At 68.0% G+C, this 14,735-nt stretch carries 13 protein-coding genes and 1 tRNA gene; 5 read left to right on the top strand and 9 right to left on the bottom strand.

The features are described from left to right. The first annotated feature begins 21 nt into the window (after positions 1-21). The 3 genes from zwf to pgl are packed head-to-tail and all read left to right on the top strand — an operon-like array spanning position 22 to position 3,289. Positions 22-1,572 (top strand): glucose-6-phosphate dehydrogenase, encoded by a 1,551-nt coding sequence (gene zwf, locus ACIOSY_RS11790; protein WP_400853382.1) that lies wholly within the window; start codon positions 22-24, stop codon positions 1,570-1,572. Continuing rightward, a complete protein-coding gene (locus tag ACIOSY_RS11795) occupies positions 1,569-2,504 on the top strand; it encodes a glucose-6-phosphate dehydrogenase assembly protein OpcA (RefSeq protein ID WP_400853384.1) in 936 nt (311 codons plus the stop codon). The genes zwf and ACIOSY_RS11795 overlap by 4 nt, the downstream gene beginning before the upstream one ends. Before the next feature lie 5 nt (positions 2,505-2,509). Further along, entirely contained in the window at positions 2,510-3,289 is a 780-nt protein-coding gene (pgl, locus tag ACIOSY_RS11800) for a 6-phosphogluconolactonase (RefSeq protein ID WP_400853386.1), read from the top strand. 51 nt (positions 3,290-3,340) lie between these two features. Here the strand turns inward: pgl and ACIOSY_RS11805 are convergent, their stop codons facing one another. Further along, positions 3,341-4,342, bottom strand: coding sequence for a DMT family transporter (locus tag ACIOSY_RS11805; protein WP_400853388.1), 1,002 nt, complete (start codon positions 4,340-4,342; stop codon positions 3,341-3,343). A 63-nt stretch (positions 4,343-4,405) separates the two neighbouring features. On the opposite strand from ACIOSY_RS11805, the gene def reads away from it, so the two are divergent. Both def and ACIOSY_RS11815 read left to right on the top strand, forming a co-directional pair. Continuing rightward, a complete protein-coding gene (def, locus tag ACIOSY_RS11810; protein ID WP_400853390.1) occupies positions 4,406-4,972 on the top strand; it encodes a peptide deformylase in 567 nt (188 codons plus the stop codon). 124 nt (positions 4,973-5,096) lie between these two features. Then, a complete protein-coding gene (locus ACIOSY_RS11815) occupies positions 5,097-5,612 on the top strand; it encodes a hypothetical protein (RefSeq protein WP_400853392.1) in 516 nt (171 codons plus the stop codon). 56 nt (positions 5,613-5,668) lie between these two features. On the opposite strand, the gene ACIOSY_RS11820 is transcribed toward ACIOSY_RS11815, so the two are convergent. From ACIOSY_RS11820 to dusB, 8 genes are all read right to left on the bottom strand, one after another. Further along, positions 5,669-7,927: a heavy metal translocating P-type ATPase gene (locus ACIOSY_RS11820; protein ID WP_400853394.1), complete on the bottom strand. Its 2,259-nt coding sequence runs from the start codon at positions 7,925-7,927 to the stop codon at positions 5,669-5,671. A gap of 40 nt (positions 7,928-7,967) precedes the next feature. Further along, on the bottom strand, positions 7,968-8,783 hold the full coding sequence (locus tag ACIOSY_RS11825; RefSeq protein ID WP_400853396.1) for a hypothetical protein: 816 nt from the start codon (positions 8,781-8,783) through the stop codon (positions 7,968-7,970). 125 nt (positions 8,784-8,908) lie between these two features. After that, positions 8,909-9,124 (bottom strand): heavy-metal-associated domain-containing protein, encoded by a 216-nt coding sequence (locus tag ACIOSY_RS11830; RefSeq protein WP_400853398.1) that lies wholly within the window; start codon positions 9,122-9,124, stop codon positions 8,909-8,911. Between the two features lie 176 nt (positions 9,125-9,300). Continuing rightward, positions 9,301-9,373 (bottom strand) — tRNA-Asn (locus tag ACIOSY_RS11835). A 97-nt stretch (positions 9,374-9,470) separates the two neighbouring features. Further along, on the bottom strand, positions 9,471-10,244 hold the full coding sequence (locus ACIOSY_RS11840) for an ATP-binding cassette domain-containing protein (protein ID WP_400853400.1): 774 nt from the start codon (positions 10,242-10,244) through the stop codon (positions 9,471-9,473). A 36-nt stretch (positions 10,245-10,280) separates the two neighbouring features. Continuing rightward, a complete protein-coding gene (gene dnaG / locus ACIOSY_RS11845) occupies positions 10,281-12,137 on the bottom strand; it encodes a DNA primase (RefSeq protein ID WP_400853402.1) in 1,857 nt (618 codons plus the stop codon). Further along, positions 12,137-13,528: a deoxyguanosinetriphosphate triphosphohydrolase gene (locus ACIOSY_RS11850; protein WP_400853404.1), complete on the bottom strand. Its 1,392-nt coding sequence runs from the start codon at positions 13,526-13,528 to the stop codon at positions 12,137-12,139. The genes dnaG and ACIOSY_RS11850 overlap by 1 nt, the downstream gene beginning before the upstream one ends. After that, entirely contained in the window at positions 13,521-14,675 is a 1,155-nt protein-coding gene (gene dusB / locus ACIOSY_RS11855; RefSeq protein ID WP_400853406.1) for a tRNA dihydrouridine synthase DusB, read from the bottom strand. Before dusB ends, ACIOSY_RS11850 begins: the two co-directional genes overlap by 8 nt. Between the last annotated feature and the right edge of the window lie 60 nt (positions 14,676-14,735).

Raw genomic sequence — 14,735 nt, forward strand, 5'->3', positions numbered from 1 at the left:
CAGCAGGAGATTCCCCCACTGATGTCTGTTCCCATCTCGCGCGGGCAAAACCCGCTGCGCGACCCCGACGACCGCCGTCTCAACCGGATCGCAGGGCCCAGCGCCCTCGTGATCTTCGGCGTCACCGGAGATCTCTCGCGCAAGAAGCTCATGCCCGCGGTCTACGACCTCGCGAACCGCGGTCTGCTTCCCCCCGGCTTCGCACTCGTCGGCTTCGCCCGCCGGGATTGGGAGGACCAGGACTTCGCACAGGTCGTGTACGAGGCGGTCAAGCAGCACGCGCGCACGCCGTTCCGTGAGGAGACGTGGGCGCAGCTGCTCCAGGGCATCCGCTTCGTCTCGGGAGAGTTCGACAACCCCGAGTCGTTCCAGAAGCTCAAGAACACCGTCGATCAGCTCGACATCGAGCGCGGAACGATGGGCAACCACGCCTACTACCTGTCGATCCCGCCGAAGGACTTCCCCCTGGTGGCGAAACAGCTCAAGGACTCCGGTCTCGTGGGCGAGAACAGCGACGAGGAGTCGCGCTGGCGCCGCGTCGTCATCGAGAAGCCCTTCGGGCACGACCTCGACTCGGCGCGCGCGCTCAACGCTGCGCTCGAGGTCGCGTTCCCCGCGGATTCGATCTTCCGCATCGACCACTACCTGGGCAAGGAGACGGTGCAGAACATCCTCGCTCTGCGCTTCGCCAACGAGCTCTACGAGCCGATCTGGAACCGCAACTACGTCGACCACGTGCAGATCACCATGGCCGAGGACATCGGCGTCGGTGGTCGCGCAGGCTACTACGACGGGATCGGCGCCGCCCGCGACGTCATCCAGAACCACCTGCTCCAGCTGCTCGCGCTGACGGCGATGGAAGAACCCATCAGCCTGTCGGCCGAGCACCTGCGCGCCGAGAAGGAGAAGGTGCTCGCCGCGGTCCACGTGCCCGAGGATCTCTCCCAGGCGACCGCACGCGGTCAGTACGCGGGTGGATGGCAGGGTGGCGAGAAGGTCACCGGGTTCCTCGACGAGGACGGCATGAACCCGGAATCGACGACCGAGACCTACGCCGCGATCAAGCTCGAGATCGACACGCGCCGCTGGTCGGGCGTTCCGTTCTACCTGCGCACCGGCAAGCGACTCGGCCGGCGTGTCACCGAGATCGCCGTCGTCTTCAACCGCGCCCCGCAGCACCTGTTCGGCCGGGGCAATGCCTCCGAGCTCGGGCAGAACGCCCTCGTCATCCGCGTGCAGCCCGACGAGGGTGTCACGATCCGCTTCGGCTCCAAGGTGCCGGGCAGCGGATCCAACGTGCGCGACGTCACGATGGACTTCGGCTACGGCCACGCGTTCACCGAGGCGAGCCCCGAGGCGTACGAGCGTCTGATCCTCGACGTGCTCCTGGGCGACCCGCCGCTGTTCCCGCGGCACGAAGAGGTCGAGCTCTCCTGGAAGATCCTCGACCCGGTGGAGAAGTACTGGGCTGCCGAAGGCGGCCCGGTGGAGCAGTACGCGCCCGGCTCGTGGGGTCCGGCATCCGCCGACGCCCTGCTGGCCCGCGACGGACGAGTCTGGAGACGACCGTGATCATCGACCTTCCCGACACGACCGTCAGCCAGGTCGCCAAGCAGCTCGTGAAGGTACGCGAAGAGGGCGGCGCCGTCGCCCTCGGGCGCGTGCTCACTCTCGTCATCTCGGCGCGCAACGGCGTCGCCGAGGCCGCGATCGACGCGGCCAACGATGCCTCCCGCGAGCACCCGATGCGTGTGATCGTGCTCACCACGAGCGAGGGCGAATCGCGACTCGACGCCCAGATCCGCGTGGGTGGCGATGCCGGAGCGAGCGAGGTCGTCGTGCTGCACGCCTTCGGCGATGCCGCCAGCAACGAGGAGAGCCTGCTCACCGGCCTCCTGCTGCCGGACGCACCCGTCGTCGCCTGGTGGCCCGAAGAGGCGCCGACGTCACCGTCGACCTCTCCCCTGGGCCGCATCGCTCAGCGACGCATCACGGATGCCGCGACGGTGTCCGACGTGCGCGACCGACTGGCCCTCCTCGGCAAGACGCACGCGCCGGGTGACACCGATCTCGCCTGGACGCGCCTGACGCACTGGCGCGAGCAGCTCGCGGCCGTGCTCGACCAGCCGCCGTACGAGCCCATCACCGCGATCGAGGTGCGTGGCGCGGCTGCGTCTCCGTCGACCGCGCTGCTCGCCGCCTGGTTGCAGATGGCCCTCGAGGTACCGGTGCGCTGGTTCTCCGAGAAGCCCGAAGTCTGGCACGACGGCATCAAGTCCGTACGCCTCACGCGCGAATCGGGCGACATTCTGCTCGAACGCCCCGCCCCGGGCGTGGCCGTGCTCACGCAGCCCGATCAGCCGGACCACGATCTGCATCTCCCCCGCCGCACGTTGCGGGAATGCCTCGCCGAGGAGCTGCGTCGGCTGGACCCCGACCTCCTGTACGGTCGAGTGATCACCGAGGGCTGGGAGATGCTGGGTCCGCCCGAGACAGGAGAGTGACCGCCATGCAGGCACAGTCCGCAGAGAAGCGGGTGGTGGTCTCGGCCACCCCCGCAGCCCTGGCAGCGCACGTGGCCGATCGATTCCTCACCCGGCTGCGCGCGCGCACCGGCAACGGGCGGATCGCGCACATCGCGCTGACCGGCGGTTCCATGGGCGGTGCGGTACTCAGCGCCACACGCGACGACCCGCGTGCCGCGTCGATCGACTGGTCGCTCGTGCATTTCTGGTGGGGCGACGAGCGGTTCGTGCCGGCTGACGATGCCGACCGCAATTCACTGCAGTCACGGCAGGCACTGCTCGATCACATCCCGGTCCCGCCGGAGAACGTGCACGAGGTGGCCGGCCCCGAGACCGGCCTCACCCTCGATGAGTCGGCCGCGGCGTATGCGGCGGAGCTGTCCCGCTTCGGCACGGACGAGAACCCCTGGCCGGCATTCGCGGTCTGCTTCCTCGGTGTGGGGCCTGACGGCCACATCGCTTCGCTGTTCCCGGACCGCGAAGAGGTGACGGTGACCGATGCTGCCGTTCTCCCGGTGCGCAACTCCCCGAAGCCGCCGCCCGAGCGCGTGACTCTCACGCGTCCCGTGCTGAATTCGTCGAAGCGCGTCTGGCTCGTGCTCACGGGCGCCGACAAGGCATCCGCTCTGGGCCTCGCCCTCGCGGGTGCGAGCTACACGAGCGTGCCCGTCGCCGGTGCGCGTGGCCGCAAGCGCACGATCTTCTTCGTCGATGAGGCTGCGGCGGCCGAGGTGTCGCCCGACCTGATCGACCCGTCGTACTGAGCCGCCGAAGAGCGGTGATCGCGGTCGACTGCGACCGCGGGTGCCGATCGACTACGCTGTCGGCTTCTCCGTGTCGTCCGGAGCCGATGCGCCGCCATCGCTTCCGCGCGTGATGCCGATCTCCTGGCTCTCGCTCACCACCTGCGGGTGGTAGCGGGCGAGTCCGACGACTCCCCAGACGGCGATCGCTCCGGCGACTCCGAAGATGACGAGCACCCACGGCGGGGCGGCGGCCGCCTCGCCGAGGATGACCATTCCGATGAGAACGGCGATCAGCGGGTCGACAACCGTGAGGCCGGCGATCACGAGGTCGGGTGGGCCCGAGCTGTAGGCGGTCTGCACGAAGTAGGCACCGACGGCTGCCGCGGCGATGAGCGCCACCACGCAGATCGCGGTGATCCACTCGAACTGGCCGGCTTCGATCCGCTTGATCACGACCTTGGCGAGCGTGGCGACGAAGCCGTAGAGGATGCCGGCGCCGATCACGTAGAACAGCGCACGCATGCGGTGGCGGAGCACCAACCAGCAGCCGCCCAGGATGATGATCACCACGAGGAGGATCGCGAGGATCACGAAGAGCTCGCGGTCGGTGATGCTCTGCTCGGTGGCATAGATCGCCGCGAAGAAGACGAACAGGAAGATGCCGCCGACGCAGCACACGATCGCCGTGAGCGATTGTCTGGTCGGAGAGTGGCCCGAGATGCGCGCGTTCAGCAGTGTCGTGATGACGAGAGCGATCGCCCCGAGGGGCTGGACGACGATCAGAGGTGCCTGCACCAGCGCTGCGAGCTGGCAGACGATCGCGAGCCCGAGCATGAGAGTGCCGAGGAGCCACGACGGCCGGGTGAGCAGGCGCTTGAGCTGATCGAGGCTGAGGCCCGATGTTCCGGCATCGCCGCTGAGCTGTTCGACCTTCTCGACGCCGCGGTGCTGATACTGCGCACCGAGCGACATGAACACCGCACCCGCGAGAGCCAGCGGGATGCCGAGGAGCAAACCCGGATTCTGGAACACTCCGACGAGCTGCTCGCCGACGTCCTCGACCCCGTTCATACCGACTCCCCTGCGCTCACCCTACGACCCTACCTGCCGGACCGTGCACAGTAGGGTTGTGACGTGGCCGTACTTCCTATTCGCATCATGGGCGACCCCGTCCTGCACTCCCCCGCCTCCCCTGTCGACGCGATCACCGACGAGATCAGAACACTCGTCGCCGACATGTTCGAGACCATGGACGTCGCTCCCGGTGTCGGCCTCGCCGCCCCGCAGGTCGGCGTCCCGTTGCGCATCTACACGTACTCGTACGTCGACGACGATGATCTGCCCTGGCGCGGAGTCATCATCAACCCCGAGTTGTGGATGACGCCGTTCGAGCCCGGCGACCCGGACCCGGATCTCGAGTCCGAGGGCTGCCTGTCCTTCCCCGGAGAACGCTTCCCGCTGCGGCGCTCGGAGCGCGTGCAGGTCAGCGGCATCGATCTCGACGGCGCTCCGGTGTCGATCGCGGTGGACGGATGGCGTGCGCGAATCATGCAGCACGAGTTCGACCATCTCGACGGCATCCTCTACGTGGACCGTCTCTCCGACTCGGACTGGAAGACCGTGCAGAAGATCGCCCGCAAGCGCGGATGGGGTCGCCCGGGCGCCAGCTGGATGCCCGGCGTCGACTACCTCGAAGGTTAACGCTTCTTCCTCAGCGAGAACATCGACTCTTCGGAGTTGCATCACAGGTTTGACGCCCTATAGCGTTTCATTGATGGGTGTTCCTGTATACCCATTCAACAATCGTTCTGGAGGGGACACAATCATGATGAAGATGCGCACGCGACGCGCACTCGCGCTCGTCGGCTCCGCCGTGGCGCTGTCGGTCGCACTGACCGGCTGTAGCGCGATCAACAGCATCCTCGGGGGCGGCTCCGGCGATGCCGACCGCGACGAGGACACCGGACAGGTCACCGAGAGCGCGAACATCGACATCTTCTCGCTCAAGCTGGGCGACTGCAAGATGGAGAGCCCCAGCGGTCTGATCGAGGACGCCGACGTCGTTCCGTGCGACCAGCCGCACGACGAAGAGGTCTACTACGAGATCACGATGGACGACGGAGAGTTCTCCGAGGAGGCGGTCGACGCCGCCAGCCAGGAGTGCATCGGCGACGCGTACACGACCTTCGTGGGCATCACCTACGACGAGTCCGCCCTCGAGGTGTTCCCGATCACGCCGACCAAGGACACGTGGGACGGCTACGACGACCGCATCGTGCAGTGCGTGATCGTCGACCCGGCCGGACAGACCACCGGATCGCTCAAGGGCGCCGCGCGCTGACCCGACGGTTTGAGAGAAGGGGGCCTCGCCGATCGGCGAGGCCCCCTTCTTATGTTTCAGCGGTGTGCGATGACGCTGCGGAACCCGCGGAGCCTCAGGCTGTTGCCGACCACGAAGACGCTCGAGAGCGCCATGGCGGCACCGGCCAGCATCGGGTTCAGCAGTCCGAGCGCGGCCACCGGAATCGCGGCGACGTTGTAGGCGAACGCCCAGAACAGGTTCGTCTTGATGGTGCTCAGCGTCTTCCGAGACAGTCGGATGGCATCGACGGCGCTGCGCAGATCGCCACGGACGAGCGTGATATCGGATGCCTCGATTGCGGCATCCGTTCCCGTGCCCATCGCGAGCCCCAGGTCGGCTTGGGCGAGAGCCGGGGCGTCGTTGACGCCGTCTCCGACCATGGCCACGACCTTGCCCTCGGACTGCAGTCGAGCGATCACGTCGACTTTCTCCTGAGGCAGCACTTCGGCGATGACCTCGTCGATCCCCACCTCCTGTGCGATCCGTCGAGCCACCGCCTCGTTGTCTCCCGTCAGGAGCACCGGCGTGAGTCCGAGCGCGGTGAGCTCCGCGATGGCCTCGGCACTCGTCGGCTTGACAGCATCGGCGACCACGAGGACCCCCCGCGCCTCGCCGTCCCATCCGACCGCGACCACGGTCTTGCCGGCCTTCTCCGCGCTGGCCTTCTTCGCCGCGGTCTCCGTGGTGAGGCGCTGCGACCATTCCTCGAGGAGCGACTCGCGGCCCACGATCACCGCCCGCCCGTCGACCACGCCCTGCACGCCCTTGCCCTCGATGTTGGCGAAGTCGTCGACCGGCGGCAGTGCGCCGGTCTCCTGGGTCGCCGCCTTCGCGATGGCCTGTGCGATCGGATGCTCGGAGGCATCCTCGAGCGCACCAGCGAAACGCAGCAGCTCATCACGATCCGTGCCACTCTCGGGAATCACGTCGACCAGCGTCATCCGGCCGCTCGTCACCGTGCCGGTCTTGTCGAGCACCACGGTGTCGACCCGGCGGGTGGATTCCAAGATCTCCGGCCCCTTGATGAGAATGCCCATCTGGGCGCCTCGGCCCGTGCCGACGAGCAGCGCCGTGGGGGTGGCGAGACCGAGTGCACAGGGGCACGCGATGACGAGAACGGCGACGGCGGCGGTGAAGGCGGCCGTCGCCGGGAACCCCGCACCCCACCACGCGCCGAGCGTGATGACCGCGATCACGATCACGATCGGTACGAAGACGCCGGAGATACGGTCTGCGAGTCGCTGGACCTCGGCCTTTCCGGTCTGCGCGTCTTCGACCAGTCGCGCCATCTGGGCGAGCTGGGTATCGGCACCGACGCGCGTCGCACGGATCACCAGACGTCCACCCGCGTTGACGGTGGCGCCGGTGACGGCGTCGCCCTCAGCGACTTCGACCGGCATGGACTCGCCGGTCAGCATCGACGCATCCACCGCCGAGGTGCCCGAGACGACGACGCCGTCCGTGGCGATCTTCTCGCCAGGACGCACGATGAACTCGTCGCCGACCTGCAGATCGTCGACCGCGATCGTGGTCTCGATCCCCGCGCGCAGAACGGCGACGTCTTTCGCGCCCAACTCCATCAGGGCACGGAGCGCCGCTCCGGCCTGGCGCTTCGAGCGCTTCTCGAAGTACCGGCCGGCGAGGATGAACATCGTCACGCCCGCACCGACCTCGAGGTAGATGTTGGCGGCGCCATCCGACGGCGCGAGGGTGAACTCGAACGGATGCACCATTCCCGGTGTGCCTGCCGTTCCGAAGAACAGCGCATACAGCGACCACAGGAACGCCGCAGCGGTGCCGAGCGAGATGAGTGTGTCCATCGTCGCGGCGCCGTGTCGCAGATTCATCCACGCGGCACGATGGAACGGCCACGCGCCCCACACGATCACCGGCGCCGCCAGAGCGAGCGACGCCCACTGCCAGTAGGTGAACTGCAACGCGGGGATCATCGCCATCGCGATGACGGGGACCGTGAGGATGACCGAGACGATGAGACGATTCCGGAGCGAGGTCAGCTCCGGATCGGCATCCGCATCCGCGGGTTTCGCGGAGTTCTTCGGAGCGGGAAGCGCCGCGGTGTACCCGGTCTTCTCGATCTCGGAGATCAGCAGCGCGGCGTCGTAGCCGTCGGGAACGGTGACCTTCGCCTTCTCCGTGGCGTAGTTGACGGTGGCGTTCACGCCATCGAGCTTGTTGAGCTTCTTCTCGATGCGCATGGCGCAGGACGCGCAGGTCATCCCGCCGATCTCGAGATCGAGGGCTGTCGCCCCTGTCGAGGGTGCGGAGGCGTTCATGATGTCTTCCCTTCCGTGCCGTGATCGTTCAGCACCACGATCAGTGGCCGTCCGAGTGCGTCGGGGCTTCGGTTTCGTCCGTGGTGTCGTGATCGGTGCTGCCGTGCGCGGCGTCCAGCACGAACTCGGCCGTGTGAACGGTGCCGTCCACCTGGAAGTCCAGATACAGCAGGTATCGGCCGGCGGTCGGGGCCTCGGCGGTAAAAGCGATCTCCGGGCCCGATGTCTCGCCTTCCTTCGGGGCATCGCCGGCTGCGTGCACGTGCAGATACGCGAGGTCGCCCTCTCGCAGCGCGACGAGGTGACCGAATGCGCCGAGGTACGGCTCGAGGCCGGTGACCGGATCACCGTCGCGGGAGACCGTGATGCGGAGGTCGCTGATCGTTCCTGCGACGAGGTCGCCCTCGAGCTCCACCGCGAACCCGTCGACCTGATCCACTCGCTGCGGTTCGCTGACCACTGCGACGAAGGACCCGTCGACCTGAACCGTCTGGGCGAGAGTCGCCCCCTCGTCGCCGCTCGCGGGCGTGAAGTCCGCGAAGACCCGATAGGTGCCCGCTTCATCCCATACCCAGGGGATCGACCAGGTACCGGCCTCATCCATCGTCGGGTGCACGTGGCGGAACTCGCTCCCGTCGCTGCGCACCACAATCAGATGCAAATCTTTCTCGTGGGCTCGCTCGAACGCGGTGACCGCCTCTCCGCCGAGAGTCTCCACCCGGAAGCTCAGCGTGCCGTCTTCCCCCACAGCCCGGGGCGCCGAGACGGGCGAGAGCTGCATACCCTCGGCCGACAGCGAGAGCGCCTTGAGCGACGTCGCCGACGCCCCTCCGTCACCATTCGCGTGTGACTGCATCGCGCTTCCTGCCTTCCACTCGTCTACTGCTTCGTGCGGCACCACCAAACTTGCGAGACCGAATGCGGCGACGAATGCCACCACCAGTCCCCCGCCGTAGATTCCCAACCGCGCTCCGGCGTTCATCAGAGGCGGATCGCCGAGTATCCGGCCTCCGCGACCGCGGCCAGCACGGCGTCGTCATCGACATCGGCATCCGATTCCACGATGAGCTTCCCGGTCTGCGCGCTGACCTGGATGCCCTCGACGCCCGCGATCTCGCTGACTTCTTCGCGCACAGACATCTCGCAGTGGCCGCACGTCATGCCGGTCACCTGGTACTCGGTCGTCTTCGCGTTCATCGTGTGCTCCTTCGTGATTCGTGAATACCCCCTGGGGGTACTAGGTACAACACTACCCCGCATCCGCTATTCCCGGGTACGCCGAGGAAATCGGTGTCGCGAACAGCGGGCGGCGGCAGCGAAAAGTCCTCGGAAACGCAGAGAACCCCCACCAGTCACCTGGTGGGGGTTCATCGCTCCCCGGCTTGGACTCGAACCAAGAACCTGCCGGTTAACAGCCGGCTGCTCTGCCAATTGAGCTACCGAGGAATGTGCACCGCTGAGCGGGCAACTCAACAAGCTTAGCAAACTCCCGGCGCTGTCCGTGACACCGGGCACGGTTCTGCGCGTCTCGGGCGTGTCGCCCTCAGCGTCGGGAATCCGCCTCGGCGTTCGGCACCCAGAGCAGATCCTTACCCACCCCGCGCGCGACCACATGGCCGGCACGGAGCATGAGCGTTTCGGCATTGAGCTCGCGGATGAAGTCGGCGTCGTTCGTGACCAGCAGGGCGGCCATCGACTGCTCCTTGCGGCGTCGCGTGATCGCATCGAAGACCACCGGGCGCACCTCGAGATCGAGGTTCGCGAGGATCTCGTCGGCGATGAGAACCTGCGGCTCCAGGACGAACGACCGCGCGATCGCCACGCGCTGACGCATGCCCGCGCTCAGTTCGTACGGGAACTTGGCCGCAGTGCCCAGCGGCAGATGCAGCTCGTCGAGAAGGGTCGCCACACGGATCGAGAGGGCACGACTGTTCACCCGCTTCTCGCGCATGAGGATCGGCTCGGCGATCACCTCGTTCACGGTGAGGCGGGGAGGAAGATCGGCACCGGCCCCCTGAGGAACGAACCCCGTGCGGTACGTCAGCACACGATGCTTGCGCCCGGGGCGCCGAGCGTCGACGCCGCACACCTCTGCGCGACCGCCGACCACCTTCACGGACGGGTCGGTCGACCCGGCCAGAGCGGCGACGAGGCTCGATTTGCCCGACCCCGTGGGCCCGGCCACGCACAGCAGCGCTCCCGGAGACAGGGAGAACGTCACGCCATCGACGGCACGCGTCGGCATGCCGTGACCGATCCGGTCGATCACCAGGTCGGAGCAGTCGATCGCGTAGGGGGAAGCGTGTCTTCGAGACATGAGTCCATCCTGCCCTCCCCCGCTGTTGGATGCGGGTTACGACTCGGCGAACCTCTGGCGCTCCACGTCGATGTCGCGCAGGCGCACGCGCAGCGCACGACCCCCGTCGGAATCGGCGGGCACGCGCTGCACGGCACCGAGGAGCTCCTGCTTCTCGCGTTCGAGCTGTCGCAGGATGAGCCGTCGGGCGAGGTCGGTGGTCGACGCGACCGCGCCCTCCTCGTCACGCGCGGGGAACGGGGTCATGAGCAGCTCACCGCCCAGCGAACGGTAGGGCTCGCGCACGCTGTTCACCGCCTCGGTCACCCATCCGGCGCGCGTGCGGTCGGGAGCGGCCGCCACGGCCTCGCGCACGGCGTCGAGGCCCGGGGTGCGGAACGGCGCCGAGAGCGCCTGCGACAGCAGGGCCTGATCGACCTGGTGTCCGTACTGGAGTGCTCCCATCAGCGCATCGCGCTCGACCGCCACGTCGGCGGATCGCGGCAGAGACGCGAGGGTCACCTGCGTGATCCCGGATGCCGGAACCTCTCCGGCAGGCGGGTGGGGTTCTCGGCGCGAGGGACCGGAGGATCCGCCGCGGGCCGCCCGTTCGACCTCGGTGTGCACCTCGGTCGGGTCCATGCCGAGACGACGCGCGAGGACCCGCTCGTATCCCGGCCGCAGGAGCCGGTCGCGGATCTCGGCGACGATGGGCGATGCCGCCCGCAGCGCCCCGACGCGCCCCTCGACCGTGGAGAGGTCGAAACCGCCGAGCTTGCGATCGATCGCGAACTCGAACATCGGCACCTTGGCGTCCATCAGACCCCGCACGGCGGCATCGCCGCGCTGCAGGCGCAGATCGCACGGGTCGAGGCTGTCGGGAGCGACGGCGACGAAGGTCTGCGCGTTGAAGCGGTCGTCTTCCGTGAAGGCGCGCAACGCGGCCTTCTGCCCTGCCTCGTCTCCGTCGAAGGTGAAGACCACCTCGCCGGAGGCGTTGTCGTCGCCCATCACCCGCCGCAGCACCTTGATGTGGTCGGCTCCGAAGGCGGTGCCACAGGTCGCGACCGCCGTGGTGAGCCCGGCGAGATGGCACGCCATCACGTCGGTGTACCCCTCGACCACGACCACGCGGCGGGGGTCGCTGCGGGCGATGTCGCGCTTGGCGAGATCGAGGCCGTAGAGCACCTGCGCCTTCTTGTAGATCGGCGTCTCGGGGGTGTTGAGGTACTTCGGCCCCTGATCGTCATCGAAGAGCTTGCGCGCGCCGAACCCGATGGTCTGCCCGGAGACGTCGCGGATCGGCCAGACCAGCCGCCCGCGGAAGCGGTCGTAGACACCGCGCTGCCCCGTCGAGACGAGCCCTGCGGTGCTCAACTCCTCGCGCGTGAAGCCCTGCGCCGTGAGCGCCTTGAGCATGCCGTCCCATCCACGCGGTGCGAAGCCCACGCCGAAGTGCGCGGCCGCCCCGGCGTCGAAACCCCGTTCACCGAGGAATCGACGCCCTGCCTCGGCGTCGGCCGAGAGCAGCTGGGAGCGGAAGAACTCCGCGGCCGCGGTGTTCGCGGCGTACAGACGGCTGCGGCCACTCGTCTCGGGAGCCGCCCCGCCGTCTTCGTAGTGCAGCGTGTATCCGACGCGGCCCGCCAGACGCTCCACCGCCTCGGTGAAGCTGACGTGGTCCATCTCGCGCAGGAACGAGTAGACGTCGCCCGACTCGCCGCATCCGAAGCAGTGGTAGTACCCGACCTGCGGACGCACGTGGAAGCTGGGGCTCTTCTCGTCGTGGAACGGGCACAGCCCCTTGAGGGAGCCGACGCCGGCCGATTTCAACGCGACGCGCTCGCCGACGATGTCGGCGATGTTGATGCGCGCCTTGACCTCGTCGACGTCTGCCTGCCGGATACGGGGCATCAGCCGACTCCTTCGGCCACGGCCCGCCTCTCGGCGTGTGCTCGGGCGCCGAGGCGGACGTGGCGCGGCGACCAGATACCCACCTCTGCCGGGTCGATCTCGCCGACGAGGCGGTTGTGCCAGTCGATCGCGGTCTGGTCGGTGAGGCTCGCGATCTGGTCGACGATCACGCGGGCACGCTCGTCATCGGTGGTCGCGTCGACGAAGTCCGCGGCGAACGCCGGCTCGAGCACGTCGGCTCCCGCCGACCACAGCGTGTCGGTCGACCACAGCGCGTCGGCGAGTCGCGTGAGAACCCGCCGCTGCTCTTTGTACACGCCCTTACGGGCCTCGATCGTGACGATCGCCTGGCCCATGATGCCCTTGAGAACCGCGATCTCGGCCTCGACGACGCGCGGCACGACCACGTGGGCGTTGTAGCGCACGAGGGCCTTACTGCCGTAGGTGTCGCGCGTTGCCGATACCGCGGCGCGCGCGAAGCGACCGATGAGGTCGCTCGTGAGGTTCTTCAGACGCGCGAGCGACTGCCGACTGCGGTCGAACGACGACAGCCACATCGACTGCGATGACAGCCGGTAGAGCGCGTCGGCGAGTTCTTCGCGCGTGAAGTCGTAACCGACCCACTGCTGGATGCGGCCGACGAGGGCGTCGTGCGCGGAAGGATCCGACAGCTGGGCGACATCGACATAGCCGTTCACGATCGCGTCCTCGAAGTCGTGAACGGAATATCCGATGTCGTCGGAGAGGTCCATGATCTCGGCTTCGATGCACCGCAGACGGCCGGGCGCGCCCTCGCGCATCCAGCGGAACACGGCTTCGTCTTCGGGGTACACGCCGAACTTCAGACGCCCACCCGGATCCGGCACCGGGCTGTCGACGGTCCACGGATACTTGCACGTCGCGTCGAGGCTGGCCCGCGTGAGGTTCAAGCCGACGGAGCGGTCGTAATCGTCGAGCACCTTCGCCTCGAGACGCGTGAGGATGCGCAACGACTGGGCGTTGCCCTCGAAACCACCGATGTGCCCCGCCCACTCGTTCAGTGCACGTTCGCCGTTGTGTCCGAACGGCGGATGCCCGAGATCGTGGCTCAGGCACGCGGTGTCGACGACATCGGCGGACACCCCGAGCGCGGTCGCGAGCTCGCGCCCGACCTGCGCGACTTCGAGCGAGTGCGTCAGACGGTTGCGTGCGAAGTCCGCCGTGCTGGCAGGACTGAGCACCTGCGTCTTGGCCGCGAGGCGACGCAGCGCGGCGGAGTGCAGCACACGGGCACGGTCGCGGGCGAAATCGTCGCGCTCGGAACGGTGGGTCTCGGCGAAGAACCGTTCGGCGTCGCGGGGGTCGTACCCGTCGGTGCGGCCGCGGCCCGCGGCCGGTGCAGACTCAACCACCGCTGTTCTCGATCTCTGCTCCCCGCATCATCTCCGACGCGGATGCGGCGATCTCCCGCGAGTCCAACCACCTGTCGGGGAGCGCGGGTCGCTTCGGACGCCCTGCGCGTCCGCGCTGCCCCTCGGCGTCGGCCCCGGGGTACGGAGCGCTGTGGTCGAGCTGTGCGAGAAGCTCGTCGATGTGGGCGAGGCTGGATGCCGTGGCGAGGCCGGTGCGGATGTCGCCGCCCACCGGGTAGCCCTTGAAGTACCAGGCCACGTGCTTGCGCACGTCGCGGCATCCGTGGTCCTCGTCTTCGAAGAACTCGACGAGCAGTTCGGCGTGGCGTCGGAAGGCGTCGGCGACGAAGCCGAGCGTCGCGTCGACGGGGTGCGCCTCCGCCCCGAAGGCGGCGGCGAGTTCGCCGAACAGCCACGGCCGCCCCAGGCATCCGCGACCGACGACCACACCGTCGCAGTCGGTCTGCTCCATCATGCGGACCGCGTCTTCGGCGGACCAGATGTCGCCGTTGCCCAGCACCGGCACGCTGGTGACGGCCTGCTTGAGCTCGCCGATCGCGTTCCAGTCGGCGTAGCCCGAATAGAACTCGCTCGCGGTGCGCGCGTGCAGGGCGATCGCCGCGACGCCGGCGTCTTCAGCCGCGCGTCCCGCGTCGAGGAAGGTGAGGTGGTCGGGGTCGATGCCCTTGCGCATCTTGATGGTCAAGGGGATGTCGCCCGCGGCCTTCACCGCCTGGGTGACGATGTCGGAGAACAACGACGTCTTCCAGGGGAGCGCCGCTCCCCCGCCCTTGCGCGTGACCTTGGGGACGGGGCATCCGAAGTTCAGGTCGATGTGGTCGGCGTAGTCCTCGGCGACGATGATGCGCACGGCTTCGGCGATGGTGTGCGGGTCGACGCCGTAGAGCTGGATCGACCGGGGAGTCTCGCTCTCGTGATGACGGATGAGACGCATCGTCGTGTCGTTGCGTTCGACGAGCGCGCGCGAGGTGATCATCTCGCTCACGTAGAGGCCCGCCCCGTACTCGCGGCAGAGTCGACGGAAGGCGGTGTTGGTGATACCGGCCATGGGTGCGAGAACGACGGGCACGTCGAGGTCGATCGGACCGATGCGAAGCGTGCGCGCGGATGCGGGAGCGATTGTCATGTCTCTTCCATTCTCCCAGACGCGGAGCCATCGGCGCCGCACCGACCTAAGCTGTGGAGT

The sequence above is a fragment of the Microbacterium sp. NPDC087665 genome, assembly GCF_044743285.1.
GTDB lineage: Bacteria > Actinomycetota > Actinomycetes > Actinomycetales > Microbacteriaceae > Microbacterium.

Excerpts from the sequence above, each read along its gene's own strand:
- dnaG (WP_400853402.1), bottom strand. The coding sequence starts at position 12,137 with ATGCCCCGTATCCGGCAGGCAGACGTCGACGAGGTCAAGGCGCGCATC.
- pgl (WP_400853386.1), top strand. The coding sequence starts at position 2,510 with ATGCAGGCACAGTCCGCAGAGAAGCGGGTGGTGGTCTCGGCCACCCCC.
- ACIOSY_RS11805 (WP_400853388.1), bottom strand. The coding sequence starts at position 4,342 with ATGAACGGGGTCGAGGACGTCGGCGAGCAGCTCGTCGGAGTGTTCCAG.
- ACIOSY_RS11840 (WP_400853400.1), bottom strand. The coding sequence starts at position 10,244 with ATGTCTCGAAGACACGCTTCCCCCTACGCGATCGACTGCTCCGACCTG.
- zwf (WP_400853382.1), top strand. The coding sequence starts at position 22 with ATGTCTGTTCCCATCTCGCGCGGGCAAAACCCGCTGCGCGACCCCGAC.
- ACIOSY_RS11825 (WP_400853396.1), bottom strand. The coding sequence starts at position 8,783 with ATGCAGTCACACGCGAATGGTGACGGAGGGGCGTCGGCGACGTCGCTC.
- dusB (WP_400853406.1), bottom strand. The coding sequence starts at position 14,675 with ATGACAATCGCTCCCGCATCCGCGCGCACGCTTCGCATCGGTCCGATC.
- ACIOSY_RS11815 (WP_400853392.1), top strand. The coding sequence starts at position 5,097 with ATGATGAAGATGCGCACGCGACGCGCACTCGCGCTCGTCGGCTCCGCC.
- ACIOSY_RS11820 (WP_400853394.1), bottom strand. The coding sequence starts at position 7,927 with ATGAACGCCTCCGCACCCTCGACAGGGGCGACAGCCCTCGATCTCGAG.
- ACIOSY_RS11830 (WP_400853398.1), bottom strand. The coding sequence starts at position 9,124 with ATGAACGCGAAGACGACCGAGTACCAGGTGACCGGCATGACGTGCGGC.